Source organism: Nocardia sp. NPDC052001 (assembly GCF_040680615.1).
GTDB lineage: Bacteria > Actinomycetota > Actinomycetes > Mycobacteriales > Mycobacteriaceae > Nocardia.
In genome coordinates this window covers 218709-244666 of record NZ_JBFAXC010000003.1, presented here as the reverse complement: position 1 = coordinate 244666, position 25958 = coordinate 218709, and the positions used below count along the sequence as shown (strand labels likewise).

Below are 25958 nucleotides of genomic sequence, written 5' to 3'. Positions count from 1 at the left end.
CCAGAGCCCTTGGCAAGATCTGCCAAGGGCTCTTAGCGAAAAGTGCGAACTGATTTCGCGAGTGTCGGGGTAACTCCGGGGGTACGTCCGGAATTGTGTCCGTGCCTGACCGCAGGCGCGCGAGCGCGACGCCGACGGCTCTTAGCCGGGCGTAGAAATCGCGGAGAGGCGGGACAGCCCGCGGATGATCTCCTCGGCTTCGGAAACCATGCGGGACACCAGGTCCGCGCAGGTCGGGATGTCATCGATGAGGCCCTGGACCTGACCCGCGGACCAGATGCCGGCGTTCAGATCGCCCTCTTCGAATACGCGGCGGCCGCGCGCACCGGCGACCAGTTCGCGCACATCCTCGAAAGTGCCGCCCGCCTTCTCGATTTCGACGACCTTGCGGCTGATCTCGTTATCCGCCACGCGCGCGGTGTTGTGCAGCGTACGGAAGATGAGCTGCGTCGCGCGCTCGGAATTGGCGACGATCTGCTCCTTCACCGTCTGATGAATGGCCGATTCCTGCGTGCACATGAAGCGGGTGCCCATATTCACGCCGTCCGCGCCCAGCGCCAGCGCCGCGACCAGACCGCGCGCATCGGCGATACCGCCCGAGGCGATGACCGGAATATCGAGGGCCTTGGTGGCGGCCGGGATCAGGATCAGGCCGGGGACATCGTCCTCGCCCGGGTGGCCCGCGCATTCGAACCCGTCGATGGACACGCCGTCGACGCCGATCTTCTGCGCCTTGAGCGCGTGCCGGACGCTGGTGCACTTGTGCAGCACCTTGATACCGGCCGCCTTGTAGTACGGCAGGAACGGCTCGGGGTTGGAGCCCGCGGTCTCCACGATCTTCACGCCCGACTCGATGATCGCCTGCATGTACTCCTGGTACGGCGGCGGATTGATCGACGGCAGGATCGTCACGTTCACACCGAACGGCTTATCGGTGAGCTCGCGCGCCTTCTCGATCTCCTTCAGGAGATCCTCGGGCGTGGGCTGGGTGAGGGCGGTGATGATGCCCAGACCGCCCGCCTCGGACACGGCGGCGGCGAGTTCGGCGCGGCCGACCCACATCATGCCGCCCTGCACGATCGGGTGCTCTACCCCGAAGGTCTCGGTGAACCTGGTACGCAGCATCGACGCAGTCCTCTCTGGCCTCTCACAACTGGCTCGATACTCGCATAGTTGCATATGGGGGTTCAACCCCGATGTGAGTCGGAGTTTGCACCTTCGGTGGCGTAGGGGACGCCGACCTGGGGATAACCGCGAGTGGTCGTTCGCTCTATCAAGAACGATTTACAGCCTCTGAGCTGCTGATTGAATCGATGATAAACATCGTACAGAACCTTCTCTGTAACCCTTGTCACGCCAAGAAGTTAGTTGGTATTCTCGCGAACAATCAGACGGAAGGGCACACAATGACCACAGGTTTCCGGCCGCTCGACGAGCCGATCCGGTCGCGGCGCAATCACTGGGTCAACCAGGTCGCCACCCACGCGGCCATGCGGGGAGACGGTGTCGCCTTCCGCTTCCAGGGCACGGACACCACCTGGGGACAGCTGCACGAGCGCTCGGAGAAGTTCGCCGACGGGCTCGCCCGGCGGGGCGTCGGATTCGGCGACCGGGTGCTCATCCTGGCGCTCAACTACACCGAGTACATCGAGGCCGTGCTCGGCATCAACGCGCTCGGGGCCATCGCGGTGCCGGTGAACTTCCGGCTCACCCCGCCCGAGGTCGCCTATATCGTGAGCGACTCCGGCGCCAAGGCCATCGTCACCGACGCGCCGCTGCAGCCGCTGGCCGCCGCCGTGCGCGCCCAGGCCCCGGCGCTGGAAACCTGCGTGGTCATCAACGGGCAGAGCGGCGACGGCGTCATCGGCTATGACGACTTCCTCGCCGAAGACGGCGAACCCCATGCCGCACTGGACATTCCGGAGGACTCTCCGGCGCTGATCATGTACACCTCGGGCACCACCGGCACCCCCAAGGGCGCGGTGCTGTCCTACGCCAACCTGAATTCCCAGGCGCTGACCTGTATCCGCGCCATGGAGATCACCCCCGATTCCATCGGCTTCTGCACCTCACCGCTGTTCCACATCGCCGGATTGGGCAGTCTCACACCGTATTTCCTGCTCGGAGGCAAGACCGTGCTGCATCCGCTCGGCGCGTTCAACCCCACCGAATTCCTGGACGCCATCGAGGCGGAGCAGGCCACCACCGCCTTCTGCGTACCGGTGCAGTGGCAGCTCATCTGCGAGGATCCGACGGTCAAGGACCGCAAGCTGGCCCTGCGCGCGCTGTGCTGGGGCGCGGCCCCGGCCTCGGATACGGTGCTGCGCGCCATGGCCGACTGCTTCCCGGACGCCTTCAATGTCGCGGTCTTCGGCCAGACCGAGATGTCGCCCATCACCTGCGTGCTCGAAGGCCGGGACGCGCTGACCAAGCTCGGCTCGGTCGGCAAGCCCATCCCCACAATTCAGGCCCGCATCGTCGACGACGAGATGAACGATGTCGAACCCGGCACCGTCGGCGAGATCGTCTACCGCGGCCCGACCCTCATGCAGGGCTACTGGAACAAGCCCGAAGCGACCGCGGAAGCCTTCCACGGCGGCTGGTTCCACTCCGGCGATCTGGTGCGCGCGGATGAGGACGGCTTCATCTACGTCGTCGACCGCAAGAAGGACATGATCATCTCCGGCGGCGAGAACATCTACTGCGCCGAAGTGGAGAACGTGCTCTTCGCCCACCCCAAGATTCACGAGGCCGCGGTCATCGGCCGCGCCCATGAGAAGTGGGGCGAGGTGCCGGTCGCGGTGGTCGCCCTCGCCGCGGGCGTCGACACCCTGACCCTCGAAGAACTCGAACCCTTCCTGAACGAATCCCTGGCCCGCTACAAGCACCCCAAGGATCTCGTCATCGTGACCGAGCTGCCCCGCAACGCCAGCGGCAAGGTGCTGAAGGTCGAACTCCGCGAATAGGTTTCAGATCATGTCGTTCTTGGTGAGCCAGCGCATGATCGGCCAGCCACAGAACACCGGGAGCCAGCAGGTGAGCACTCGGTAGAGCAGGACGGCGGGGACCGCGATGGTCGCCGCCACTCCGAACGCCGCCAGACCACCGATCAGCGCGGCTTCCACCGCGCCCACGCCGCCGGGTGTGGGCGCGGCCGAGGCCAGCGTGCCACCGATCATCGTCACGATCGTGACGGTCACGAAAGTCGTACTGCCGCCGAAGGCTTCGATACTCGCCCAGAGCGCGAGCGCCATACCGAGCGTGGTGGTGGCGCAACCGGCGACGATCATCGCCAGCCGACCCGGACGACGCGACAGATCCTTGAGTTGCGCCAGGACGTCCGCGAGTTGCGGCCGCACCTCATTGAGCAGCCAGCGCCGGATCTTGGGCACGAACATGGTCACACCGAGCAGGCCCAGCAGTGCGCCCGCCACGAAATACAGCACCGTCGCACTGGGCACGAAATGCGATAGGTTCGTCGAAACCCCCGCCGCCACACTGAAGAACAGCAGCAGGATCAGGTGCGTCACCACCTGAATGGTCTGCTGCAGCGCCACCGACGCGGTCGCGCGCACCGCGCCCAGTCCGCTCTTCTGCAGGAATCGCACGCTCAACGCCAGACCGCCCACGCCCGCGGGGGTGGTGGTCGCGGCGAAGGTATTGGCCACCTGCATGAACAGCAGATTCTTGAAGTTCACCTCTTCGGAAGCGCACGCCCACAACGCCATTGCCGCACCGAGATAGGTCAGCGCCGATACCGCCAGGCCCAGCAGCGCCCACCACCAGTTGGCGTAGCGCAGTTCGGAGAAGAACGTCGGCACGGCGCTGATGTACGGGTACGCAACGTACACCAGGCCGATGAGCAGAACGAGCTGGATGAACTGGTTCCGGGAGAACCGGGTGATGCGCGCCGCCTCGATCTTGTCCTGATCGGTCTGCTTGGCCACCTCGTCGCGGGTGTGCTTCATCAGATCCCCGGCATCGGGCACCGCGTTGCGAACCTGTTCGGGGATGGCGGTTCTGGTGAGCCGCCGGGACGAGGTCAGCACCCGCTGCGCGCCCATGTATTCGATGGCCGTGCGCACCGCGGTCTCGACGCCGAACAGCGCGGCCGAGGTCAGTAGCAGCTGCGCCACATCGGATTGGAAGCGCACCTCGTAGGTGCCGAATTCCGAGGTCATGAAACCGCCGAAACGCACCTGCCCGTCGATGATCCGAATATCCTCGGCGCGCAGATCCCCGTGCGAGATCTGGGCGTCGTGCAGCGTGTGCAGCGCCTGCCATACCTTGGCGAGCATCTCCTCGCCGTCGGCGGCCGAGAGCGGTTTACCGCCGGGCACGGTGTGCGCGTACATCATCCAGCCGCGATCGAGGGCGGCGACGGTCAGCGGTCTATTGCTGCCCAGGCCCAGATCCCCGATGGCGATGCCCATCAGCGCGCGATGTTCGACCGCGCGCCGCATGGACGCGAACAGGGTCGGATACTCGCTGGCCCGAATCGTCAACCAGCGCCGCAACTGTCGCAGCGCACTGCGGCTGCGCTGATTCTGCCCGTACATCTCGACGGTGATCGGATCGCCCTCGGTCTTGGCCGAGAGCACCAGCGGCCCGCGCCCGGCCGGGCGCACCACCTGGAAGGCCGTCACCTTGAAACCGCGCTGCGCCAGCACCCGCACGGCCGCGTCCAGCGGCACCTCCAGCGCGGGTGTGCCGACCACCAGCACGATCACCGTGCCCACCAGCCAGCCCACCGCCAGCCCCAGCATGGCGCGGGCGGGCACCACCAGCGACACCACCAGGTGGATGGGCACGAACGCCAGCAGCAGCGTCCACCACCAGCGCCGCCAGCGCGGGGGCAGCCACGGGCTGGCCACGGTGAGGGTGGCCGCCAGCATCGCGATCCAGCGCGGATCGTCCAGGAACTGGGACAGGAAGGTATTGAGCTGTTCGGCCTCGGACAGATGCCACTTCGGCGGCGTGAAACCGGTGCCGGTGATGGAGAACAGCAGCAGTGCGATCAGGCCCGCGGACAGGAAGCCGCCCAGCAGTTTCCACTGCCCGCCCCAGACCAGGCGCACCAGAATCGCGAACGGCAACGCCAGAATCGCGATGCCGTACAGGATGTAGACCAGATTGGACTGCTCCGGCGTGAGGAATCCGACGATCTCGGACACCGAACGCTCCAGCGCCACCCACTGCGGCCGCGTGATGAGTGAGCCGGTGATGACGACAGCGGTCAGTAGCGCGGACAGCACGACGCGCAGAATGTCGCTGGTCCGCCGGATCCGCGGCTGCAGCAGGCTGCCGGAGACAGGAATTTCCCGTCCGTCGACTCGCATGTCCTATGGGCGCTTTCGGATCGTGGGAACGACTGCGGTCCCATGGTCGGCTCGGGGCGGTTGGTGCCCGGTTACCGTAACCCGTCGCGGGGCCCCAGCGGGACGACCCCGCCGCCACGCCGAACGCGTCGTCGCGGTTATTCCTGCTTAATAGGTTCGGCGCGGGGTCGTCGTGGACCCGTGCGAGGATCGACGCGTGGTGCCCGATCTGCGCGTGTGTTTTCTCGGCGAATCCTTCGTAGCGGGCATAGGCGACCGAAAACACCTGGGCTGGGCGGGCCGCCTCGCGGTGCGCGCCACCGCGGCCGGACAGCCGCTCAACTATTACAACCTGGGAATTCGCCGGGAGACCAGTACCGAATTGCGGGCGCGCTGGGCTGCCGAATGCACCCCGCGACTACCCGCCGGGGCGGACTGCCGGGTGGTCATCTCCACCGGCGTCAACGATTCGCAGTACGAGAACGGCCGTCCCCGAGTCGATCCCGAGGTCTCGGCGGACAACCTCACCGCCATCCTGCGCGGAACCCGGGAAAAAGGCTGGCAGACAATGGTGATCGCGCCGCCGCCGAATGTGGACGAGGATCACAATCGGCGCCTGCTGGCTCTGGATGACAGCTTCGCCGATATCTGCGACGCCCTCGACGCGCGGTATCTGCGTGCGCACCAACCACTGCGGGACAATCCGATCTGGATGCGCGAGGTCGCCGCGCGCGACGGCTACCACCCCGACGCCACCGGCTATGACGAATTCGCGGCACTGCTCGCACCGCACTGGCTGCTGTGGCTGGCCGATCCGGGCTCAGGACTTCCGACGGTTCGCTGAATGCCGCCCGGTATCCGGGCCGAGCAGTTGATCCACCACCGGCGTGATCTGCGGCGGCCGCTTGGCCGCGATACCGGAACCGACCAGCACGCCCAGCGCGATGGCGGCGACGGTCAATGTGGTCGTCACCAGCACGTGCAGGCCGTTCGCATTGGATTCGGCCACCAGCTGCGAGACCCCGGTGAGGCCGATACCGCCGGGCACCAGCATCCAGAACGCGGGCAGGAACGTCACCTGGGTGGGCGGGGCGTTCCGATTGCGCTGCACCAGATATGCCGCGGGCACCGCCACCATGCCGCCCAGGAACGAACCCAGCAGACCGCCGCCGATCTGCACGCCGAGCTTCTGCGCCGCGAACGCCGCGTACAGCACCACCAGCAGCCAGGGCAGCGATTTCGGCGGTGCGCTGGACCGCCAGGAATGCCCGAACCCGATCAGCAGCACACCGAGAATCGGCGCCCACCAACCCAATTGATGCATCTGCTCGGGCGGATTCGGATGATTCGGGCCCAGCAGCTGTAAGCCGATGAAAACCCCGAACGCCAGCAGGAACAATTTGTTCAGGCCGTAGATGGTGCGACTCGCGCCCGCCACCATCGATCCGGTGGCCAATTCGATGGAACCGTTGGTGAGCGTGGCGCCCGGCAGCAGCGCCGAGACGCCCGGCACCAGCAGCTGCTGCGGATTGCCGCCGCCCAGTGCGTGCGGAAAACCGAAGGCCAGCATGGTGACCGCGCCGCCCGCGACCACCGGCAAACCCAGGGACAGCAGGGGCATCCGGTCCGCGAGCATGATCAGCAGCTGCACCACCAGGCCGATCACGATATAGCCGAGCAAAGCATTGGCGGTCGGATTGAGCATCAGGCCCAGGCCGAGGGTGAGCACCACATTGCCGAGCAGCATGAGCCACACCGCGGTCGGCGGCGGTGAGCGCAGGATCGCCGCGAGGGCGGCGGTGCCCATGGTGGGCGGCGGCACCCTGTTCTTGATCTGATCGATCAGCTTGTACAGCGCGGCGATCTGATCCAGCCGCAGTGTGTCCACCGACGCGTCCAGCAGATCGACGGCCGAACCGCGCGAATCATGTACGCGCACGAAGATTCCGGTGGGCAGTACGAAGAAGTGCACTTCATCGGCGTCGTAGCGGCGGGCCAGATCGTCGAGAATGCGCTGCACCTGATTGGTCGTCTCGCCCGAGGCGATGAGCGCGACGCCCATATGCCGCAGCAGATCCAGCAGATCCGCCGAGACGGGCGGCTCTTCGGGTTCGGGGGCGTCCTCGGCGGGCACCTCGGGCGCACTGGCGCTGACCCGGCGCAGCCAGCGGTCCATGGAACCGGCCGCGCGGCGGGTGGCCCCGTAGAGGCGGCCGCTGCTGGGGCGCGGGGCCGGAGCGATGCGGTGCTGGGGTTGATGATTTTCGGGTTGCGGGTGGTCGGGGGTGTCCGAATCCATGCGCCTCCTTCCGCCCGTACGAGTCGGCAACTTTCTGGCAAATTCACCCTAGCGCGCAACTAACCGACTGGTCGGTGGCGTGCGGGGTTTCGCCGCGACATCCACCTTGGGTAATCCGGTTCGCCTGGAACGACTCGTCTGCGAGCATTGGCGGTGTGACAGAACCGTCAATCCCGTCCCGGCCTACAAAGCCGGGGTATGCCTACCGGTTGCAGCGTCCATAACCTGAGTGCATGGATATCGACACGCGACTGCTGCGTTACTTCCTGGCGGTCGCGGACACCGAGTCCCTGCCGCTGGCGGCGCAGCGCCTGCATGTCGCCCAACCGGCCCTCGCCACCCAGATCAAACAGCTCGAACAGCAGCTCGGCGTGGAACTGTTCATCCGCTCCCGCGCCGGCTGGACCCTGACCGCCGCCGGAAAGGTCCTGGCCGACCGGGTTCCGGGACTGCTCGGCGCCTGGGACCACATCCTGCGCGACACCAAGAGCGATGCCAGCCGCGCCGCACGCGTACTGCGCCTGGGCTGCGTGCACAGCGCCGCCGACGGGCACATCCCGGAAATCATCCGGGTCTTCCACCGGCTGCACCCGGACTGGCAGGTCGACATCCACCAGGGCGGCTGGATCGACCCCACCGCCGGACTCGACGAGGGCGATGTGGACGTGGCGCTGCTGCGACTACCCTTCCCGGGTCAGGACGGCTACTACGTGCGCGAACTGTTCACCGAACCGCGCTGGATCGCGCTGCCCGACAACCATCCGCTCGCCGAACGCGAGGACATCGCCTTCCGCGAACTCTGGGATGAGCCCTATGTCGCCTCACCCGCGGAAACCGGCTGGTGGCGCGACTATTGGATGGGCCTGGACGCCAGACCCGCCGATACCGCCATCATCGGCGCCATCGCCCGCAGCACCGACGAATGGCTGCGCGCCATCGCCAACGGGTACGGCGTCAGCTTCACCCCCGCCTCCACCGCCGCCGCCAATGCCCATGCGGGCGTGGTGTTCCGGCCCGTGCACGGCATCGCGCAGACCCGGGTCGCACTGGTGTGGCCGGACGCCTCCGAAGCGGATCCCATTGTGCGGTACTTCATTCGGTGCTGCACCGACATCATGGGGCATCAGGCCGGCGACGGCCGCCGCACCTCATAGCAGCGCGGCCTGACCCACGCGCAATTGCGCCGTCACCCGCGCGACCCGCTCGCCCAGCTGGGCGCAGGTGCGAATATCGGACTCGGACATGGCATTCGGCGGCAGATCGACATTCGTCTGCGCGCCCGCACCGAGCCAGAAACCCAGGCGATTCGAATCCTCCGGACTCGCGACGGTGGAATTCCAGCCCGCGGTCATACCCAGATTCACCCAGTGCATGTGATGCTGTGCGGCGAATATCGACAGCGAGACGAGCGCATGCAGTTTGTCACCGCTCATCGCCCCGGAATTGGTGAAACCCGCCGCGACCTTATCCCGCCAGCGGCCCTCGGAACAGCGCCGCGAGGTGGCCTCGGCGAAGGTTTTGAACCCGGCCGACACATCGCCCAGGTAGGTGGGGCTACCGAAGACGATGGCATCGGCCTCGTCCAGCGCCGACCAGTCCGGATCGGTGATCCGGTCCACCGGTACCAGCCCGGTGGCCGCGCCCGCCGTGCGCGCACCGTCCGTCACCGCCTCGGCGAGTACCTCGGTATGTCCCCACCCCGAGTGATAGGCGACGACAAGGTGTACCGGGCTGTTGATTTCGCTGATGTTCATGATTTTCAGCCTGGCCGGGGGCGAATTCGGCGTCCAATACCCGCATTCATAACCTGATGGAATGGACATCGATACGCGGCTGCTGCGCTACTTCGTCGCTGTCGCGGAAGAGGGCCACCTCACCCGGGCCGCCCAACGGCTCTACGTATCCCAGCCCGCGCTCACCAAACAGATCAGACAACTCGAAAACCAGCTCGGCGTAGCGCTTTTCACCCGATCGCGCACGGGAATGACGCTCACCGAACCCGGGCGGGTATTCGCCGAGCACGCACCGGAACTGCTGGCCGGCTGGGATCGCATGCTGCGCGCCACCAAGAGCGATGCCAGCCGGGCCGGGAAGGTGCTGCGGGTCGGGTTCATCGCCAGTGCCGCAAACGAATTCACGCCGGCCATCGTGGCGGCGTTCCGGCGTGCGCATCCGGACTGGCGGGTGGATATGCGACAGGTCGGCTGGACCGATCCCAGCGCCGGACTCGCCGACGGGGATGTGGACGCCGCACTGGTGCGACTGCCGTTCCCCGGTGACGATCGCTTCCGGGTACGGGAACTGTTCACCGAACCGCGCTGGCTCGCGCTGCCCGCGGACCATCCGCTCGCCGCATCGCCGGACATCGAATTCCGGGAGATCTGGGATGAGCCGTTCGTCGCCTCACCACCGGAAAACGGCTGGTGGCGCGACTTCTGGATCGGCGCGGACGCCCGGCCCGCCAGTACCGCGGTCATCGGGGCCATCGCCCGCAATACCGATGAATGGCTCACCGCCATCGCCAACGGCTTCGGGCTCAGTTTCACCCCGGCCTCGTCGGCGCGCTACTACCCGCGCCCCGGCATCGTGTATCGGCCGGTGCGCGGCATCGGCCCGAGCCGCGTCGCGGTCGCCTGGCCCGCCTCAGCCGAGACTCCGCCGCTGGTCAGCGATTTCATCCGCTGCTGCGTCGAGGTATGTGGCGCTGGGCAGGATAGGTAACGCGGGGGAGGTAGGGCTAGGTGGTTTCCAGGGCTGCCATCGCGGCGTTGTGGCCGCCTATGCCGCTCACGCCGCCGCCGCGGATCGCGCCCGCGCCGCAGAGCAGGATGTTGGGATGGGCGGTGGCGACGCCCCAGCGCGCGGCGGGGGAGTCACCGGAATCGGCCGGGAGATAGGGGAATTCGAGGTCGCGGTGGAAGATGTGGCCGCCGGGGAGACCGATATCGCGTTCCAGGTCGACCGGGGATTTCGCTTCCAGGCAGGGCTTGCCGTCGCCGTCCAGGGCCAGGCAGTCGCGCAGTGGTTCGGCCAGGACCGCATCGAGCTGGGCCAGGGTGGCGTCGACCAGGCGGGCCTTCGCGCCCTCCGGATCGTCGGCGAAAAGCCTTGCGGGGGTGTGCAAACCGAAGAGGGTGAGGGTGTGTGCGCCCTGGGCGCGCAATTCCGGTGACAGGATCGAGGGGTCGGTCAGGGTGTGGCAGTAGATTTCCGCGGGCGGGGCGGAGGGGAGCTGTCCGGCAGCAGCCTCCCGATATGCCTGGGCGAGTTGGGAACTCGATTCGGCGATATGGAAGGTGCCCGCGAAGGCATCGGCCGGATCGACAGCGGTATCGCGGAGTTTCGGCAGGCGGCGCAGCAGCATATTGATTTTGAGCTGCGCGCCCTCGGGACGTTCGGCGGATTCGCCGAGCAGTTTCGCGAGTTCATAAGGGGCGGCGTTCACCAGCACCTGCCGGGCGGCGACCACGCCCGCCTTGCCGTCACCCGAGGTGAAAGCCACTTCCGCTGTGCCGCCATCGGTTTCGATACCGGTCACGGCGCAACCGGTGATGATCTCGGCCCCTGCGGTACGTACGGCCGTCGCGAGCGCGTCGGTCAGCGCGCCCATTCCGCCGACCGGCACATCCCAGTCGCCGGTGCCGCCGCCGATCACGTGATAGAGGAAGCATCGGTTCTGGAGCAGCGACGGATCATGGGCATGGGTGAAGGTGCCGATCAGCGCATCGGTGAGCACCACGCCGCGCACGGTGTCGTCGGCGAATTCGCGTTCCACCCAGTCACCCAGCGGCCGTTCGAAAATCGACTCCCAGAGCGCGGAATCGTCCACGGTGCCGCGCATTTCGTCGCGGGTGGGCAGCGGTCGAGTCAGGGTCGGGAACACGCGCTGGGCGAGCGCCCCGGTGCGGGCGTAGAAGTCCTGCCAGGACCGGAAGTCCCTGTCCGAGCCGGTGACTCGAACGAAGCTCTCCCGGGTCTGCGCCTCGGACCCGTTGTCCACCAGCAGCCCACCCGAACCCACCGGCGTATACGAGGAAATGCGCCGCTTACGAGTCTCGAAGCGCAGCCCCAGTTCTCGCACGATCTGCTCCGGCAACAGGCTCACCAGATACGAATACCGGGACAGCCGTGCGTCCACGCCCGGAAACACCCGCGACGAGACGGCCGCCCCGCCGGTGTGTTCCTGTCGCTCCAGCACCGCCACGGACCGCCCGGCCCGCGCCAGATACGCCGCCGCGACCAGTCCATTGTGGCCGCCACCGACCACCACCACGTCGTACCGTCCGTGCGCGGGGAATCCCGGAGCCGTCTCGTCGCTCATGAATCGACTCTAGGTCAACGGCTTGCCATATCCAGTGCCGCGAGGTGGCTGAACAGGACCGATGCGCCGATCGGGTTGCCGCCGCCCGGGTAGGTGGTGCCGCTGGGGGCGGCCATGGTGTTGCCCGCCGCGTAGAGGCCGGGGATGGGGGTGTCGTCGGCGGTGAGTACGCGGCCGACGGTGTCGGTGCGCAGGCCGCCCTTGGTGCCCAGGTCCGAGATGCCGAAGGCGGCGGCGTGGAACGGGCCCTTCACGATCGGGGCCAGGGGGGATTCGCCGTTGGAGAAGGCGCGGTCGTACGCCTCGTCGCCGCGGCCGAAGTCCGGGTCCGTCCCGGCGGCGGCCTGTTCGTTGAAGCGGGCGACCGTGGCCGCCAGCGCGTCACTCGGCACGCCGATCTTCGCGGCCAGTTCCTCCAGCGTGTCGGCGGTGTGCCAGAGTCCGGCCTCGACGTACCTCTCGCGCTCGACCATCGGCACATTGCTGGCCTTGATGGGCGGGATGCCCGCATCGGCGTCGTCGTAGATCATCCAGAACGGCAGTGTCACCGTTCCGGCGTCCATCGCCTCGATGATGTCCCGGCCCAGCCGGTCGTACGGCGCGGATTCGTTCACGAACCGTTCGCCGCTCTGATTCACGAACACACCGCCGGTGAACCAGAGCGCGAACGCGGCCCGTCCGTCCGGGTGGATCAGGCCGGGCGACCACCATGCCTGATCCATCAGATCGGTGTCCGCGCCCGCCGCGATACCGGCCTCATGCGCCTTACCGACATTTCCCCACGGCCCCATGGTGTCTCGCGCGACACCGGGTACACCGAAGCGCTGCCGAAGTTCGTCATTGCCCTCGAAACCGCCCGCCGCCAACAGGACTCCCTTGCGGGTGCGGATCGCGGTGCGCTCCCCGTCCTGTTCGACGATCGCGCCGACCACCGCGCCGTCCTCGACGACCAGCTCCACCAGCGCGGTGTTCAAACGCAGGGAAGCGTTGGGGTACTTGGCCATTGCCAGCAGGAACCGGCCGACCAGTGCACGCCCGCCGATCAGATAGTCCGGCTGCGGTTCGCCATTGCGGTCGGTGCCCAGCGGTCCGCGAATGGACGCGCTCAGCTCACCGAGCTTCTTGGCGGCCAGCGGCTTGGGGACGATATGCCGCTTACCGTCGAGCCGTGCCTTGGGCGCCTTGCCGTAGTAGTCCGGCCACGGGAACATCTGGAACGCGATGCTCTCATCGCTCTCCAGATACTCGATCACCTTCGCGCCGCCGCGCACATACGCTTCCTGCAATTCGGCGGGTGTGCGATCGCCGACCACGGCCCGGTAGTAGGTGAGCGCGTCCTCGAGCGTGTCATCCACGCCCTCGCGCTGGAGTACCGGATTGCACGGGAACCACACACCGCCGCCACCCGAATACGAGGTGGTGCCGCCGAATTTCTCGGTGGCCTCCACCAGCAGCACCGTCAGTCCCTCACGCGCCGCCGTATACGCCCCGGCCAGGCCGCCGCCCGAACCGGCGACCATCACATCGACCTCATTGTCCCAGTACGTCACCACAACTCCCTGTTCTCGCCTACGCCCGACGGTAGGGCGCGGCCGCGAGCCTCGCACAGGAATGTCCCGATGGCCAGGAATCAGGCGGCGGCCCAGGGCAGCAGCACGATCTTGCCGCGCACCCGCCCGGATTCACTGAGCCGATGCGCCTCGGCGGCATCGGCCAGGGACATGACGCGCTCGACCGCACCGCGCAGCGCGCCCTGTTCGAGCAGGGGCGTGAGCGCGCGCAGATCCGCGCCGGAGGGGGCGACGTAGTGCCGGTGGAATCGCGGATCGTCGAGCACCCCGTCGCGCTGGGCGTCGATGAGACGACCCTCCGGGGTCAGGATGGACAGTGACCGGTCACCGTACTCACCGCCGACGAGGTCGAACACCACATCCACCGGCGGCGTCACCGTGGTGAAATCGACTGTCCGGTAGTCGATCACCTCATCCGCGCCGAGCGACCGCAGGAACTCGTGATTCGCGGCCCGGGCCGTGCCGATCACGTACGCGCCATGATGTTTCGCGATCTGCACCGCCAGATGCCCGACGCCACCGGCGGCCGCGTGGATCAATACGCGTTGTCCCGGTGCGATTTTCGTCAAGGCCTGCCATGCGGTGAGCACCGCGGTCGGCAGTGCCGCGGCGGCGGTGTGCGTCAGGGTCGCGGGCTTGGGCGCGAGGTAGTCGGCCGGGGTGACCACATATTCGGCGTAGGTGCCCGAACGGCTCAGCGCCATACCGAAAACCTCATCGCCGATACCGAAATCGGTTACCCTGGAACCGATTTCGGCGACCGTACCGGATACGTCGAAACCCAGTGTGAACGGCGGCGGACCCAGCGCGTCGATGCTGCCGTTGCGGAGCTTCCAGTCCGCCGCGTTCACCGAGGTGGCGGCAACGCGCACCAGGACCTCACCCGCACCGGGAGCAGGCCGTTCGATCTCCACGGTCTCCAGTACTTCCGGTCCGCCGACTGTATTCTGACTGATCGCTTTCATGGTGACGATTCTTCGGCCGGTAGTATCTTCTGGGAAGAAGGCACTAAATAGATCCCGAGGTACCTGATGGATACCGTCTTCGACCTGGAAGAATCCACCAACCTGGTGGAGGACTACCTCAAACGCTGTCCGGCGCGCGATGTGCTGGCGGTGCTGGCCGACAAATGGGTACTGCTGGTGCTGGGCGTACTGCGCGCCGGCGACGGCCCGATCCGCTTCAACGAACTGCGCCGCCGCCTCGACGGCATCACCCAGAAGGTGCTCACCCGCACCCTGCGCGATCTGGAACGCGATGGACTCGTGCGCCGCGCGGTCTACCCCACCGTGCCGCCGCGGGTCGAATACTCGCTCACCCCGATCGGGGCCGACCTCGGGCGGCTCACGCATGCCATGGGGCAGTGGGCGCTGGCGCACGTGGACGAAATCACCAGCGCCCGAGCCGAATTCGACGAACGCGCGGCGCGCCCGGTGGAACCGATCAGTTCTTGACGGCCAGCAGATAGCCCTGCGGGGTGCGCTCATCCTCGCGGGCGATCCGGGACATGCGCGCGGTCACGGTGAAACCGAGTTCCTCCAGGGTCGCGGCGAGCGTATCGGGAGCCCAGCGGTAGGACGTGGTGACCTTGTGGTCGTACTCCTGGATGCCGCGCGAATCATCGGCGGCCTGGAAACCGAACAGGGCGTGACCGCCCGGGCGCAGCACGCGCGCGAATTCGCCCAGCAGCGCCGGGATTCGGTGCGGCGGAGTGTGAATGATGGAGTACCAGGCCACGATTCCGCTCAGCGACGCATCGGTGAGATCCAGGTTCTCCATGGAACCGATCTCGAACCGCAGATGCGGCAGCGCGGATTGCGCGCGGGCGATCATCTCGGGGGATAGGTCCAGGCCGAAGACATTGAGCCCCAGCACATCCAGATAGCGTGCGGCTCGGCCCGGCCCGCAGCCCAGATCCGCGATCAACCCCGGCTCGGCATCGGCGGCGCGCACCGAGGCGGCGAACATATCCAGCATGGCCCGATCGAAGGGATTCTCCTCGATGCCTTCCCGGAAAGTGTTCGTGTACAGCTCCGCTACCTCGTCATAGCTTTCTCTGGTAACCCGGACATCGTCGATCTCGGTGGTCATGGCTCAAACTCTATGGCCGCGCACGGTCAGAAGCCGGTAGCCCCCGTCGACGGGGTGCGCAGATCGTGATCTTCCGTGCCCGACCGCACCCGCAATACCGTGTACGGGCCCATGCGGGTGCGCAGCGGCCACAGCGCGAACTCCACGAAATGCCGGAAATCGCGGTACAGCGCGGGGCGATAGAGGCCACACCGCCATACCGGGCGCGCCGCCTCGGGGCGCTGCCAGCCGTTCGCGCGCATCAGGCCGGTGATGCGCGGATGCAGGCCCAGCCCGGCCTCGGCGTCCAGGCTCACCCGCAGACCGTCCGCGTCGCGGTGGAAATGCGCGGTACCGCGATCACCGGCATCGACGGTGGCCTCGGCGTTCTCCGGCAGCTCCGCGACCACCACCGCGAGATCGTCGAAGAACTGCCGCCATTCGCGTTCGGCGGCGCGGCGGGCGGTCTGCTGCTGTTCGATGATCAACTGGCGGCCGCGTTCGGCCGGATTCACCAGGTACAGCTCGACCGTATTCTCATCCGGCACAATGCCTATGACCAGATTCTTCGATGCCCACACCGGGCCGTGCGCATGCCGGAGCGTGCCGTGCACGGGTGCGCCCAATTCCGCGCGCAGACCCTCCACCGCGCGAGTCACCGCCGCCGTCAACTGGTCTCGTACCTCGGCGGGCGGACCCTCCTCGTACAGCTGGGATTCGATGCTGTCGCTCAGGGTGATGCACACCGCCTCCAGGCGGTCGCCGCCGTAGCAGTAGCGTGCGCGCGAATGATCGATCCGCAGTTCGGTTTTCGCGTGCACCACGCGATCCGACGGACCGGGGTCGCCCTCCAGCCGCCAGCCCAGGCGCTCGGTGAACGCGGCGATATCGGCGCGCGACCAAGACCAATCGAAATCCTTTGCGGCACGCGCTATTTCGATACCGCCGGGCACATCCACGCGCAACGGGCCGATATCGAAACCGTACGGGGCGTTGCTGCGCAGGAATTCCGCGCGCTGCGTGCGCGCGGTCGCGTGCGGCGGAATGCCGAGCAGGGTGACATCGAGGTCCTCACCGCCCTCCACCCAGGCGTCGGCCACCAGATCCGTCACCGCGCGCACCTTCAGAATGCGCAGCGCCTGCACGGTATCGGCCGCGAAATGACTGACGGCGGTACGCCCGGCATTGCGCGGCAGGGTGCGCCACCAGTTCGCGTCCTCGGAGGGCTTCCAGCCCTGCGCCATCAGCTGATCGTCCACCTCGACGCCGTATCGCCAAGTGGGATCGATGAATTCGCTGCGGCTGAGCTCACTGGTGAACTCACCCGGCTCCACCGCGAATTGCACATAGCGACCGCCGGGCGCGGTCACCACCATGCGCGCGTCGGTGGTCAGCGACTCCAGATATTCGGCCAGATCCTCGGTGAAGCGGCCCCAGCCGCCCAGGCCCGCACGCCTGCGCGCGCCGTCATGCCGCTTATCCATCCAGAAGCGCTGATCGAGCGGATTCACCAGCATCAGATCCACGGTTTCCGGGCCGATCGTCAAGCCCACCAGCAGATTCGGGAACACCCAGGACGGTCCCTCATCCGGTCCCACACCCGATTCGGGCTCACCCCACACCTCGGCGAACGCGGCGCGCACCCGGGCCAGCGCGTCATCGAGCAGATCCCGATGCGCGGTCGCGGGACAGTCCGAGACCGGCACCCGCACATACTGGAGCCGCCGACCACTGCCCCAGAACATGGCCGAATCCCACCAGATATTCAGGCCGGTCCGGGAGAACACCGCGCCGCGGCGCATGGTGCCCACCGGCTCCGGGGTATCCCACCCCACCCGGCGCGCGAAACTCCGGACATCGGTGGCATCCCAGCCCCAGACGAACCGCACCGCGGCCCGGACGATCTCGATAGCGCCCGCACTGTCCACCCGAACCTCGAAACCCACGTGGCGACAGTAGCTGTTCCGCCTCCCCGAGACTTTGGCGCCGGACTAAGAAACTCAACGGTCCCATTCGCGTGCAGCGGTTAGGTGCGACGAAAGTTCCGGGGGTACCCCGGGAGTTACCCCGAACTCACGAAATACGTTGGCAGGGTCCGTGCTCACCGCACGATCGGCAGGTACCGTCGGGCCAATGCGCACCGGAACCAGACTGTTCGGAATGGTCGTCGCAACCGGCCTCGCACTGACCGCCTGCTCCGGCGATAAGACCGCCGACCACATGCAGGACGCGGCCGGCGGGTTCGCCGATGCGCTCAGCCGCGACGATGTCACCGCCGCGGCGGCCGCCACCACCGACGGCAAAAAGGCCACCGGCACCCTCACCGGGCTCTACGACGCACTCGGCAAGGATGTGAAATTCCAGGTCGGCAACGTCGAGAAGACCGACGGGGGCGGAACTTTCACCCTCACCGGCACCTGGAAACTCGGAAAAGACGGCCACAACACGTGGACGTACACCACCAACGGACAGCTCGACGATACGAGCGACGGGTGGAAGATCCACTGGAATCCGGCCACCGTCGCACCCGGGCTGGATATCGGGCCGCTGTCCTACAGCGCCGTGGATCCCGCGCCCGCCGCGCGCATACTCGACAGCACCGGCGCGGAATTCATGACACAGCAGGTCGTCACCCTCGTGAACCTGTCACCCGGGGTGGACACCGCGGCCGTCGCGGCGCTGCTGCAACCGGTGGCCGCCGATATCACCGCGGCCTCGCTGAATACCGAACTCGCAGGTGCGCAGGGCAAATCGATCACGGCCGTCACGCTGCGCGCGGCCGATATCGCGCCGATTCAGGATGCGCTGGCCGCACTGCCGAATGTCACACTGGCACCGCAGAATCGGCTGCTGACCACCGACAAGGCCCTCACCTCACCGTCCTGGTCCGGGCTCAGCGACCTCTGGCAGCAGGAGAACGACGCCGCCGCGGGCTGGGCGGTCCGGGCACGGGGGACCGACGGGACACAGCGGGTCGGCGGACAGGACGCCAAGCCGGTCAATGACATTCGCACCACCCTGGACCCGGCGCTACTGCGCGCCGCCGAAGGCGCGCTCGCCCCGATCCCGCAGGCCGCGACCATCGTGGCACTGCGACCGTCCACCGGCGATGTGCTCGCCATCGCGCAGAACGCGCCCGCCGACGCACAGGGACCGATCGGACTCACCGGGCTCTACCCGCCCGGCTCCACCTTCAAAACGGTGACCGTCTCGGCCGCACTGCAATCGGGCGCCGTCACCCCCGACACCGTGCTGCCCTGCCCGGGCACCGAGAACATCGAAGGACGGCAGATCCCCAACGACAACAACTTCGACCTCGGCAGCGTGCCGCTGCACACGGCCTTCGCCAAGTCCTGCAACACCACCATGGGACGGCTCGCGGTGAACCTGCCGCCCGACGGACTCACCAACGCCGCCAACCAATTGGGCCTCGGCATCGACTATGTGACACCCGCGCTGACCACCGTCACCGGCAAGGTGCCCGTCGCCGACACCTCCGCGCTGCGCGTGGAAGAGGGCATCGGACAGGGCAAGGTCACCGCCACCCCCTTCGGCATGGCATTGGTCGCCGCCGCGCTCGCACACGGATCGCCGCCGAATCCGGTGCTGGTGCAAGGCCGTCCCGGCACCCCCGACCACGCCGCCGCACCACTGCCCGCGGGCATCGCGGACCAGATCAAAACCATGATGCGCGAGACCGTCACCTCCGGCACCGCCACCCAGTTGGCGGACATCCCCGGACTGCTCGGCAAGACCGGAACCGCCGAATTCATCGACGACAAACACGCGCACGGCTGGTTCGTCGGAATCTCCGGCGATCTCGCGTTCGCGGTATTCATCAATGACGCCGGATCATCAACTCCGGCGGTCGACGCGGCGGGCCGGATGTTGCGCGCGCACTGACCGCTAGCTGCATAAACGGTAGCCGTAGTAACGATTCCCTTCCCCATTCCGACGTCCCCGGTGAATCACGGCCCGTCGGGGGGCCTATCCATCCACCGGAATGGGAATGGGAACCGGGACATTGGCTCTTCGAACTTATTTTGCGCGCATTCGATCGTTCCTCGGAAAGAACCGCCGCACCGCGATACCCGTTGCGGCACTCGCCGCACTCGGGCTGGTCGCGGCCATCGCGGCCTCCTGGGGTATCACCTCGAAGCCAGGCACAACCGAGACGCAGCTCACCTCATCGGTCATGGACTGCCATGACATGGTGACCATTTCGGTGGCCGGACGCAACGACACCCCCGTCTCCGGCACCACCGCCATGCTGGTCGACCGCAACGGCAACGAACTGCCCGCCGCGCTGTCCGGAGACCACAAGAGCGAATGGCTGGACCCGGTCGTGAACGCGGGCAGCAATGCCGTCGGCTCCGATTCCAACGCCGCCATCTACATCGCCTACCCCGCCAACCTGAACTCGGAAGAGGCCGCCGTCACCGCCGGCGTCGCCAACACCGAGAAGGTCATGCGCGAAATCTCCTCGGTCTGCCCGAACACCAAGTACTCCATCGTCGGCTACAGCGAAGGCTCGGACGTGGTCCGCCGCGTCGCCATGCAGATCGGCAACTCGCAGACCGATATCGACCCCGACAAGGTGCTCGGCGTCGTCATCCTCGCCGACCCGGGCCGCAAGGCGGGCGACGGCACCTTCATCGGCGCCCAGGACCCCAACCACCCGGACAACTTCGACACCAACTACGGCGGTAAGGGCGCCGGCGGTCAGGGCGCACTGCCCGACACCGGCGGCGACTTCGGCAAACTGAACGGCAAGATCGCCTCCTTCTGCTCCGACGGCGACCTCACCTGCTCTGCGCCGCAGAACATTTCGCTGCTGCAGCTGGCCATCAACGTCGGCCGCCAGATCAATATCGACTCGCTGCAGAACGACGGCCTCACCCCCGCGACCGGTCAGGACGTCGCCGTCAAACTCGGTGATATCGCGCTCAAGGCGTTCCAGTACATCGGCAACAACCCGAACTGGATGAAGAGCGACGAAACCTTCCTGCAGGTGCTGCTCAAGGTGTCCGCCCCCAGCTACAAGCCCGGCGCCGCCGCCGTCACCGCCGGACCCGTCTCCGCCGGGGACAGCGTCGCCACCAACGACATGTCGCCGCTGGCCTACCTGCCGCAGAAGGTCTTCAACGAGATCGTCGGCCTGATCGTCACCAACACCAACACGATCCCCGTCATCCTCAGCGATCCGTACCAGCAGACCCTCGGCCCCGACCACACCGGTCACCACTTCGACTACTGGAAAGACGCCGACCAGGCCAACGGCAAACCCCTCACCTCCGCCGAATACGCCGCCGCCTGGCTCACCCACCTGGCACAGCAGGCACAGAAGGGCGAACCGGTGACCACCGCCGCCAAGCCCGAACCGGCAGACCTCGCCGCCGCCTACAAGGCCGCCAAGCCCACCGTCGAATCCGCCTCCACCACAACAACTTCCCCGACCAAGGCCTCGGGCACCACCACCCCGGGCTCAACCACCCCGGCCACCACAACGCCGGGCACGACAACCCCGGGCACCACTACCCCCGCCCCGGTGACAACCACGCCCACCACCCCGGCTCCGACCACCGTCGCCCCGACGACCACGGATTCCGTACTGGCCCAGGCCCCCGTCACCACCACCCCACCCGCAACCACGGCACCCACCACCACGACAACCGTGCCGCCGACCACCACGGTCACCACCACCCCCAACCGCTAACCCGAAGTCCTTACCGGACAATCGAATACGAACAGTGCCCTCCCCGGATTTCGAATCCGGAGAGGGCACTGTCCGTGATGGTCGATCAGCCTCGGGCCATGTCGACGAAGCGACTCAGGTGCAGCTGGTGGGCGACGGTGATGGTGGCGGTGGGACCGTTTCGGTGTTTACCGACGATGAGGTCTGCTTCGCCGCCGCGGGGGTCGTCCCGTTCGAAGGCATCGGGGCGATGCAGCAGGATGACCATATCCGCATCCTGCTCGAGCGATCCAGATTCACGCAAATCGGACACCATGGGGCGCTTGTCCGTTCGCTGTTCCGGACCACGGTTCAGCTGGCTGATCGCGATTACCGGGACTTCCAATTCCTTGGCCATCAGCTTGAGGCTTCGGGAGAAATCCGAGACTTCCTGCTGGCGGGATTCCACCTTCTTGCCGGAGCTCATCAGCTGGAGGTAGTCGACCACGATCAGGCGTAGGTCGTGACGTTGCTTGAGGCGGCGGGCCTTCGCCCGGATCTCCATCATCGTGAGGTTCGGCGAATCATCCACGAAGAGCGGGGCTTCGCTGATCTCGCTCATGCGGCGGGCCAGGCGGGTCCAGTCGTCATCGCTCATGCGGCCCGAGCGCATATCACCGAGTTTGATCTTGGCTTCGGCGGATAGGAGGCGCATGACGATTTCGGTACGGCTCATTTCCAGGGAGAAGATGACGCTCGCCATGCCGTGTTTGATGGAGCAGCTGCGCATGAAATCCATACCGAGCGTGGAGTTGTGGGTCGGAACCATGGCTCGGCCCGCGAGGTAGAGGTGGTCGATATTGGCGACCTCCACGCAACGTACGGGGACACTCGCGACGGGGCGAACGTCCACGATGAAGCGAGAACTCGAGCGCGCGGTGTTGACTGCGCCACGACGCTTCTTGTGCAGCAGTTCTTTTCGGCTCAGGCCGAAGACCTCGTCCTCGGTCTGGAAGGTCAGCGTGTAGGCCGTCGATGATTCCTCGGTGCGGCCTCGCACCCTCTTGGTTGAGAGCTGGCAGCGATATCCGAGGCTGACGATCAACTCTTCGACATCGCGGACCAGGCGTTCGCTGGTCACCGCGAACTGAACCGATCCGCCCTTGGTCACCGTGCCGTCGGTGTCGAGCAGCCCGGCCAGGAGCGCGCGCCGCTGGGTTTCCGAGGCACGCAGGTAATCGACGGGGATGTGCTTATTGCCGAGCACACCGATCGTGCGCAGCCGCGCTTGCACGGAACCCACTGTGCTGCGGCAGGTTTGGCACATGCGAAGTCCGATGGACGGGCCACCGCAAACGGCGCAGGTTGGCGCGGGTACCGCGGCCGACACGAATCGGGCCTTGCCGCCGCAGGACTGTCCGCAGGTGCGGACTTCGCTGGTGAAGGGGATGAACTCGATGCCACACACCACGCACTCGCGCGCCGGAATGGCATCCTCGGCCGGCAAGCGGAGCTGATAGCGCAGTGCCGCCGACTTCGACTGCACCGTGACGATGCCTTCATCCTCGATGCGACCGAGGATTTCGGGGTCTGCGGTGGTCAGCTGTGCCGCCGCGGAGGTTCCGTCACCGAGCCAGGCACCCAGCGTGTACGGGGGTACCAGCAGTTCGCGCTCCGGAAGTCGCAGAGGCGCGGCGTTATTGACGCTGTGATTCAGGCGGCGATCCGCGGTCTCGCAGCGCAGCGTGGCCGAGATATCCGCCGTGGTTCGAACCTCGGCGAAAGTCCGCTGATTACGCGTCCGGTTGTAGCCGGTCGCCGCAGCCTGCGCGGACTTCCGGGAGGCCCGGGTATCGGTCAGCCACTGGTGCTGCTCATCCGCGACAATGACTGTGCCATCGGAGAATTCGACTTCGTAGCAGGGTCGGCCGGACATGATCTCGGTGGCGGCGACCACGCGAGTCGGGTTGCCGTTGGCATCCAGCAATAGATCGCCGACCTGAACCTCACCCATGGTGGTCCAGCCGGTCGGTGTCGGCAGCGGGGTGTCGAGTGCGAGCGCCTTGCCGACACCGGGTCGAGCCGCGACGATGATCATCTGGCCGGCGTGCAGGCCGTTGGTTAGTTCGTCCAATTCGGTGAAGCCGGTGGGGACGCCGAGGGAAATGCCGCCGCGGCTGGCGATGGAGTCGATTTCGTCCATTGTTGGCTGCAACAGCTCTTCAAGAGGGAGGAAGTCTTCGCTGGAGCGGCGTTCGGTTACTTCGTAGAGTTCGGCCTGGGCTCGGTCCACGACTTCGGCTACGTCTTGGCCGTCGGCGCCCGCGTAGCCGTATTGGACGATGCGGGTGCCCGCTTCGACGAGGCGGCGCAGGACGGACTTCTCGGCGACGATTTCGGCGTAGTAGCCGGCGTTGGCGGCGGTGGGGACCGTTTGGGTCAGGGTGACCAGGTACGGGGGGCCGCCGATGCGCTTGAGTTCACCGCGGCGGTCGAGGGTCGCGGAGACGGTTACCGGGTCGGCGGGTTCGCCGCGGCTGTAGAGGTCCAGGATGGCGTCGTAGACGGCCTGGTGCGCGGGGCGGTAGAAGTCGCCGGGGCGAATGACCTCGATGACGTCGGCGATGGCGTCCTTGGACAGCAGCATGCCGCCCAGGACGGATTGTTCGGCGGCCATATCGTGCGGGGGCTGGCGGCCGAAATCCTCACCGGGGGCTTCGCGGTACTCGGAGGGTCCGTTATCGTCGTGGCCGCGATCGTCGATGACTGCCATCTCGACCGTCCTCTCTCCTCCGGCCCGGATTCGACATCCCTCACCGTTTCTACGCCTGCACACCGACAGATTCGGGCTGCCACGCGGCGGGCGAACGCGCGTGGTGATGAGGACAACGATGCGAACCTAGGCGACCGAACAGGTACTCGCCAAACCGACCTGTGGATACACCTGTGGATAAAGTGGGTGTTGTTCACCAACCGTTGTGCACCCCCTGTGGATTACTTGGGGACAACAGTCGGCGGGATCGTACAATCGCCAGGTAGTGGCCTATTTCTCACTGTCGGCGACTGTGGATCAAAACGTTCCGGCGTGTCGCTGGACGTCCACCTTCGGGCGTGTTCGGTGAACAGCGATGAACCAGTTTGTGACCCGTCACACAAAGCGGAAGGTTGGTTTGTTCAACCATCCACAAGCCGGCACACAGCGATGCGCAGAAAAGAATCGGAGACCGCCCTCGCACCCGGAAGTACGAAGGCGGCCTCCGTTCTGACGCCGAAATTACTCGGCGGCGTTGACCTGCAGGTCGAACTTGGCAGCCACATCGGGGTGCAGGTGCACCACGACGTTGTGCTTGCCGGTGCTCTTGATGTGAGCCTTCGGCAGCTCGATGCTGCGCTTGTCCACAACCGGACCGCCGGCGGCCTTGATGGCGCCCGCGACGTCGGCGGTGGTGACCGAACCGAACAGCTTGCCGGTGCCCGCGGTCTTGACGGACAGCGCCACGCCGGTCAGGCCCTCGAGGGCCTGCTTCAGCTCGTTGGCGTGATCCAGGTCGCGCACCTTGCGCGCGTCCTGGGCACGACGGATGCCGGCAACCTGCTTCTCGGCGCCACGGGTGGCGACGATCGCCAGGCCGCGGGGCAGCAGGAAGTTACGGCCGTAACCGTCCTTGACCTCAACGGTGTCGCCGGGCGCACCGAGGTGATCCACATCAGCAGTAAGGATCAACTTCATTGCTGTGTCTTCCCTTCTCAGCGAGCCGTGGAGACGTAAGGCAGCAGTGCCACCTCACGAGAGTTCTTGACGGCAACGGCGACGTCGCGCTGATGCTGCACGCAGTTGCCGGTCACCCGGCGCGCGCGGATCTTGCCGCGATCGGACACGTACTTGCGCAGCAGCGCGGTGTCCTTGTAGTCGATGTTGACGGTGCCGGTCTTGGCTTCTTTGCAGAATGCGCAAGCCTTCTTCTTCAGCACCTTCTCGCGTGCCGGTGCTTTGGCCATGGGTTTTACTCCGTAATTCTGGGGGAGCTCTCAGGCTCCCTGCGAAAGCCGTTGTCTAGAACGGCGGTTCATCGTCCATCTGCTGCCCGCCCCCGAAGGAGCCGGCCGCGGGCGCACTGCCCCACGGGTCGTCGCCGGCACTCTGGCCGCCACGACCTCCGCCACCACCACTGCTGCCACCGCCGGAGAAACCGCCGCCGCCTTGGCCGCCACCCTGACCGCCGCCGCCCGAGAAGCCTCCGCCGCCACCGCCACGGGTGGTTTTGTTGATCTTCGCGGTCGCGTACTTCAGGGAGGGACCGACCTCTTCGACCTCGAGCTCGACCACTGTGCGCTTCTCACCCTCGCGGGTTTCATAGGAGCGCTGCTTCAGTCGTCCGCTCACGATCACCCGAGATCCACGGGTCAGGCTCTCGGCGACATTCTCCGCAGCTTCTCGCCAGATGTTGCAGCGCAGGAAAAGCGCTTCGCCGTCTTTCCATTCATTGGTATTACGGTCGAACACACGGGGAGTCGACGCGACCGTGAAGTTCGCGACGGCCGCTCCCGCGGGCGTGAATCGAAGCTCGGGGTCAGCCGTCAAGTTTCCGATGACGGTGATGACCGTGTCGCCTGCTGCCATGGTTCCTCCTGCTATCCGGTGCAGTCCGCAGTGCACTCGCCTGTTGCGCTCAGCCTAGAGACACAGACCGACGCATTGTGAGCG

At 66.6% G+C, this 25958-nt stretch carries 20 protein-coding genes; 7 read left to right on the top strand and 13 right to left on the bottom strand.

Features of this window, described 5'->3' with window-relative positions; genetic code table 11:
* Positions 1-141 precede the first annotated feature (141 nt).
* Positions 142-1125, bottom strand: a complete 984-nt coding sequence (locus tag AB0L82_RS16540; RefSeq protein ID WP_364636615.1) for a nitronate monooxygenase family protein — start codon at positions 1123-1125, stop codon at positions 142-144.
* Positions 1126-1406: 281 nt separating this feature from the next.
* Here AB0L82_RS16540 and fadD5 point away from each other — a divergent pair, with 281 nt between their 5' ends.
* Positions 1407-2966, top strand: coding sequence for a fatty-acid--CoA ligase FadD5 (gene fadD5 / locus AB0L82_RS16535; protein ID WP_364636613.1), 1560 nt, complete (start codon positions 1407-1409; stop codon positions 2964-2966).
* 3 nt (positions 2967-2969) lie between these two features.
* Here fadD5 and AB0L82_RS16530 read toward each other — a convergent pair whose 3' ends face one another.
* A complete protein-coding gene (locus AB0L82_RS16530; protein ID WP_364636611.1) occupies positions 2970-5339 on the bottom strand; it encodes a flippase-like domain-containing protein in 2370 nt (789 codons plus the stop codon).
* A 196-nt stretch (positions 5340-5535) separates the two neighbouring features.
* On the opposite strand from AB0L82_RS16530, the gene AB0L82_RS16525 reads away from it, so the two are divergent.
* Positions 5536-6162, top strand: coding sequence for a GDSL-type esterase/lipase family protein (locus AB0L82_RS16525; protein WP_364636609.1), 627 nt, complete (start codon positions 5536-5538; stop codon positions 6160-6162).
* On the opposite strand, the gene AB0L82_RS16520 is transcribed toward AB0L82_RS16525, so the two are convergent.
* Positions 6139-7617 carry a threonine/serine exporter family protein gene (locus AB0L82_RS16520; protein WP_364636607.1) on the bottom strand — a complete coding sequence of 493 codons (1479 nt, stop codon included), beginning with the start codon at positions 7615-7617 and terminating at the stop codon, positions 6139-6141. The two genes, AB0L82_RS16525 and AB0L82_RS16520, sit on opposite strands and share 24 nt — an antisense overlap.
* A 233-nt stretch (positions 7618-7850) precedes the next feature.
* On the opposite strand from AB0L82_RS16520, the gene AB0L82_RS16515 reads away from it, so the two are divergent.
* Entirely contained in the window at positions 7851-8771 is a 921-nt protein-coding gene (locus AB0L82_RS16515) for a LysR family transcriptional regulator (RefSeq protein WP_364636605.1), read from the top strand.
* Here the strand turns inward: AB0L82_RS16515 and AB0L82_RS16510 are convergent.
* Positions 8766-9371, bottom strand: coding sequence for a flavodoxin family protein (locus tag AB0L82_RS16510; RefSeq protein ID WP_364636603.1), 606 nt, complete (start codon positions 9369-9371; stop codon positions 8766-8768). The two genes, AB0L82_RS16515 and AB0L82_RS16510, sit on opposite strands and share 6 nt — an antisense overlap.
* A gap of 61 nt (positions 9372-9432) precedes the next feature.
* Here AB0L82_RS16510 and AB0L82_RS16505 point away from each other — a divergent pair, with 61 nt between their 5' ends.
* Complete coding sequence (locus tag AB0L82_RS16505; protein WP_364636601.1) at positions 9433-10338, top strand: LysR family transcriptional regulator; 906 nt, start codon at positions 9433-9435, stop codon at positions 10336-10338.
* A 16-nt stretch (positions 10339-10354) separates the two neighbouring features.
* Here the strand turns inward: AB0L82_RS16505 and AB0L82_RS16500 are convergent, their stop codons facing one another.
* The 3 genes from AB0L82_RS16500 to AB0L82_RS16490 form a co-directional block, all read right to left on the bottom strand.
* Complete coding sequence (locus AB0L82_RS16500; protein WP_364636599.1) at positions 10355-11938, bottom strand: NAD(P)/FAD-dependent oxidoreductase; 1584 nt, start codon at positions 11936-11938, stop codon at positions 10355-10357.
* 14 nt (positions 11939-11952) lie between these two features.
* Positions 11953-13488 (bottom strand): FAD-binding protein, encoded by a 1536-nt coding sequence (locus AB0L82_RS16495; protein ID WP_364636597.1) that lies wholly within the window; start codon positions 13486-13488, stop codon positions 11953-11955.
* Positions 13489-13568: 80 nt separating this feature from the next.
* Positions 13569-14474, bottom strand: coding sequence for an NADP-dependent oxidoreductase (locus AB0L82_RS16490; RefSeq protein WP_364636595.1), 906 nt, complete (start codon positions 14472-14474; stop codon positions 13569-13571).
* 66 nt (positions 14475-14540) lie between these two features.
* Here AB0L82_RS16490 and AB0L82_RS16485 point away from each other — a divergent pair, with 66 nt between their 5' ends.
* Positions 14541-14963 carry a helix-turn-helix domain-containing protein gene (locus AB0L82_RS16485; protein WP_364636593.1) on the top strand — a complete coding sequence of 141 codons (423 nt, stop codon included), beginning with the start codon at positions 14541-14543 and terminating at the stop codon, positions 14961-14963.
* Here AB0L82_RS16485 and AB0L82_RS16480 read toward each other — a convergent pair.
* The gene (locus AB0L82_RS16480; protein WP_364636591.1) at positions 14953-15600 is read right to left on the bottom strand and encodes a class I SAM-dependent methyltransferase; all 648 of its coding nucleotides are present in this window, start codon (positions 15598-15600) and stop codon (positions 14953-14955) included. The genes AB0L82_RS16485 and AB0L82_RS16480 overlap by 11 nt on opposite strands.
* 26 nt (positions 15601-15626) lie before the next feature.
* Positions 15627-17525 carry a DUF6301 family protein gene (locus AB0L82_RS16475; protein ID WP_364636589.1) on the bottom strand — a complete coding sequence of 633 codons (1899 nt, stop codon included), beginning with the start codon at positions 17523-17525 and terminating at the stop codon, positions 15627-15629.
* Positions 17526-17799: 274 nt separating this feature from the next.
* Between AB0L82_RS16475 and AB0L82_RS16470 the strand changes: the two genes are divergently transcribed.
* Positions 17800-19482 (top strand): penicillin-binding transpeptidase domain-containing protein, encoded by a 1683-nt coding sequence (locus AB0L82_RS16470; protein ID WP_364637930.1) that lies wholly within the window; start codon positions 17800-17802, stop codon positions 19480-19482.
* Between the two features lie 148 nt (positions 19483-19630).
* On the top strand, positions 19631-21295 hold the full coding sequence (locus AB0L82_RS16465; RefSeq protein WP_364637928.1) for a cutinase family protein: 1665 nt from the start codon (positions 19631-19633) through the stop codon (positions 21293-21295).
* Positions 21296-21380: 85 nt separating this feature from the next.
* On the opposite strand, the gene dnaB is transcribed toward AB0L82_RS16465, so the two are convergent.
* From dnaB to AB0L82_RS16445, 4 genes are all read right to left on the bottom strand, one after another.
* Positions 21381-24026, bottom strand: a complete 2646-nt coding sequence (gene dnaB / locus AB0L82_RS16460; RefSeq protein ID WP_364636587.1) for a replicative DNA helicase — start codon at positions 24024-24026, stop codon at positions 21381-21383.
* Between the two features lie 501 nt (positions 24027-24527).
* A complete protein-coding gene (gene rplI / locus AB0L82_RS16455) occupies positions 24528-24983 on the bottom strand; it encodes a 50S ribosomal protein L9 (RefSeq protein ID WP_364636585.1) in 456 nt (151 codons plus the stop codon).
* 17 nt (positions 24984-25000) lie between these two features.
* Positions 25001-25252: a 30S ribosomal protein S18 gene (gene rpsR / locus AB0L82_RS16450; RefSeq protein ID WP_067567655.1), complete on the bottom strand. Its 252-nt coding sequence runs from the start codon at positions 25250-25252 to the stop codon at positions 25001-25003.
* Positions 25253-25307: 55 nt separating this feature from the next.
* On the bottom strand, positions 25308-25874 hold the full coding sequence (locus AB0L82_RS16445; protein ID WP_364636583.1) for a single-stranded DNA-binding protein: 567 nt from the start codon (positions 25872-25874) through the stop codon (positions 25308-25310).
* Between the last annotated feature and the right edge of the window lie 84 nt (positions 25875-25958).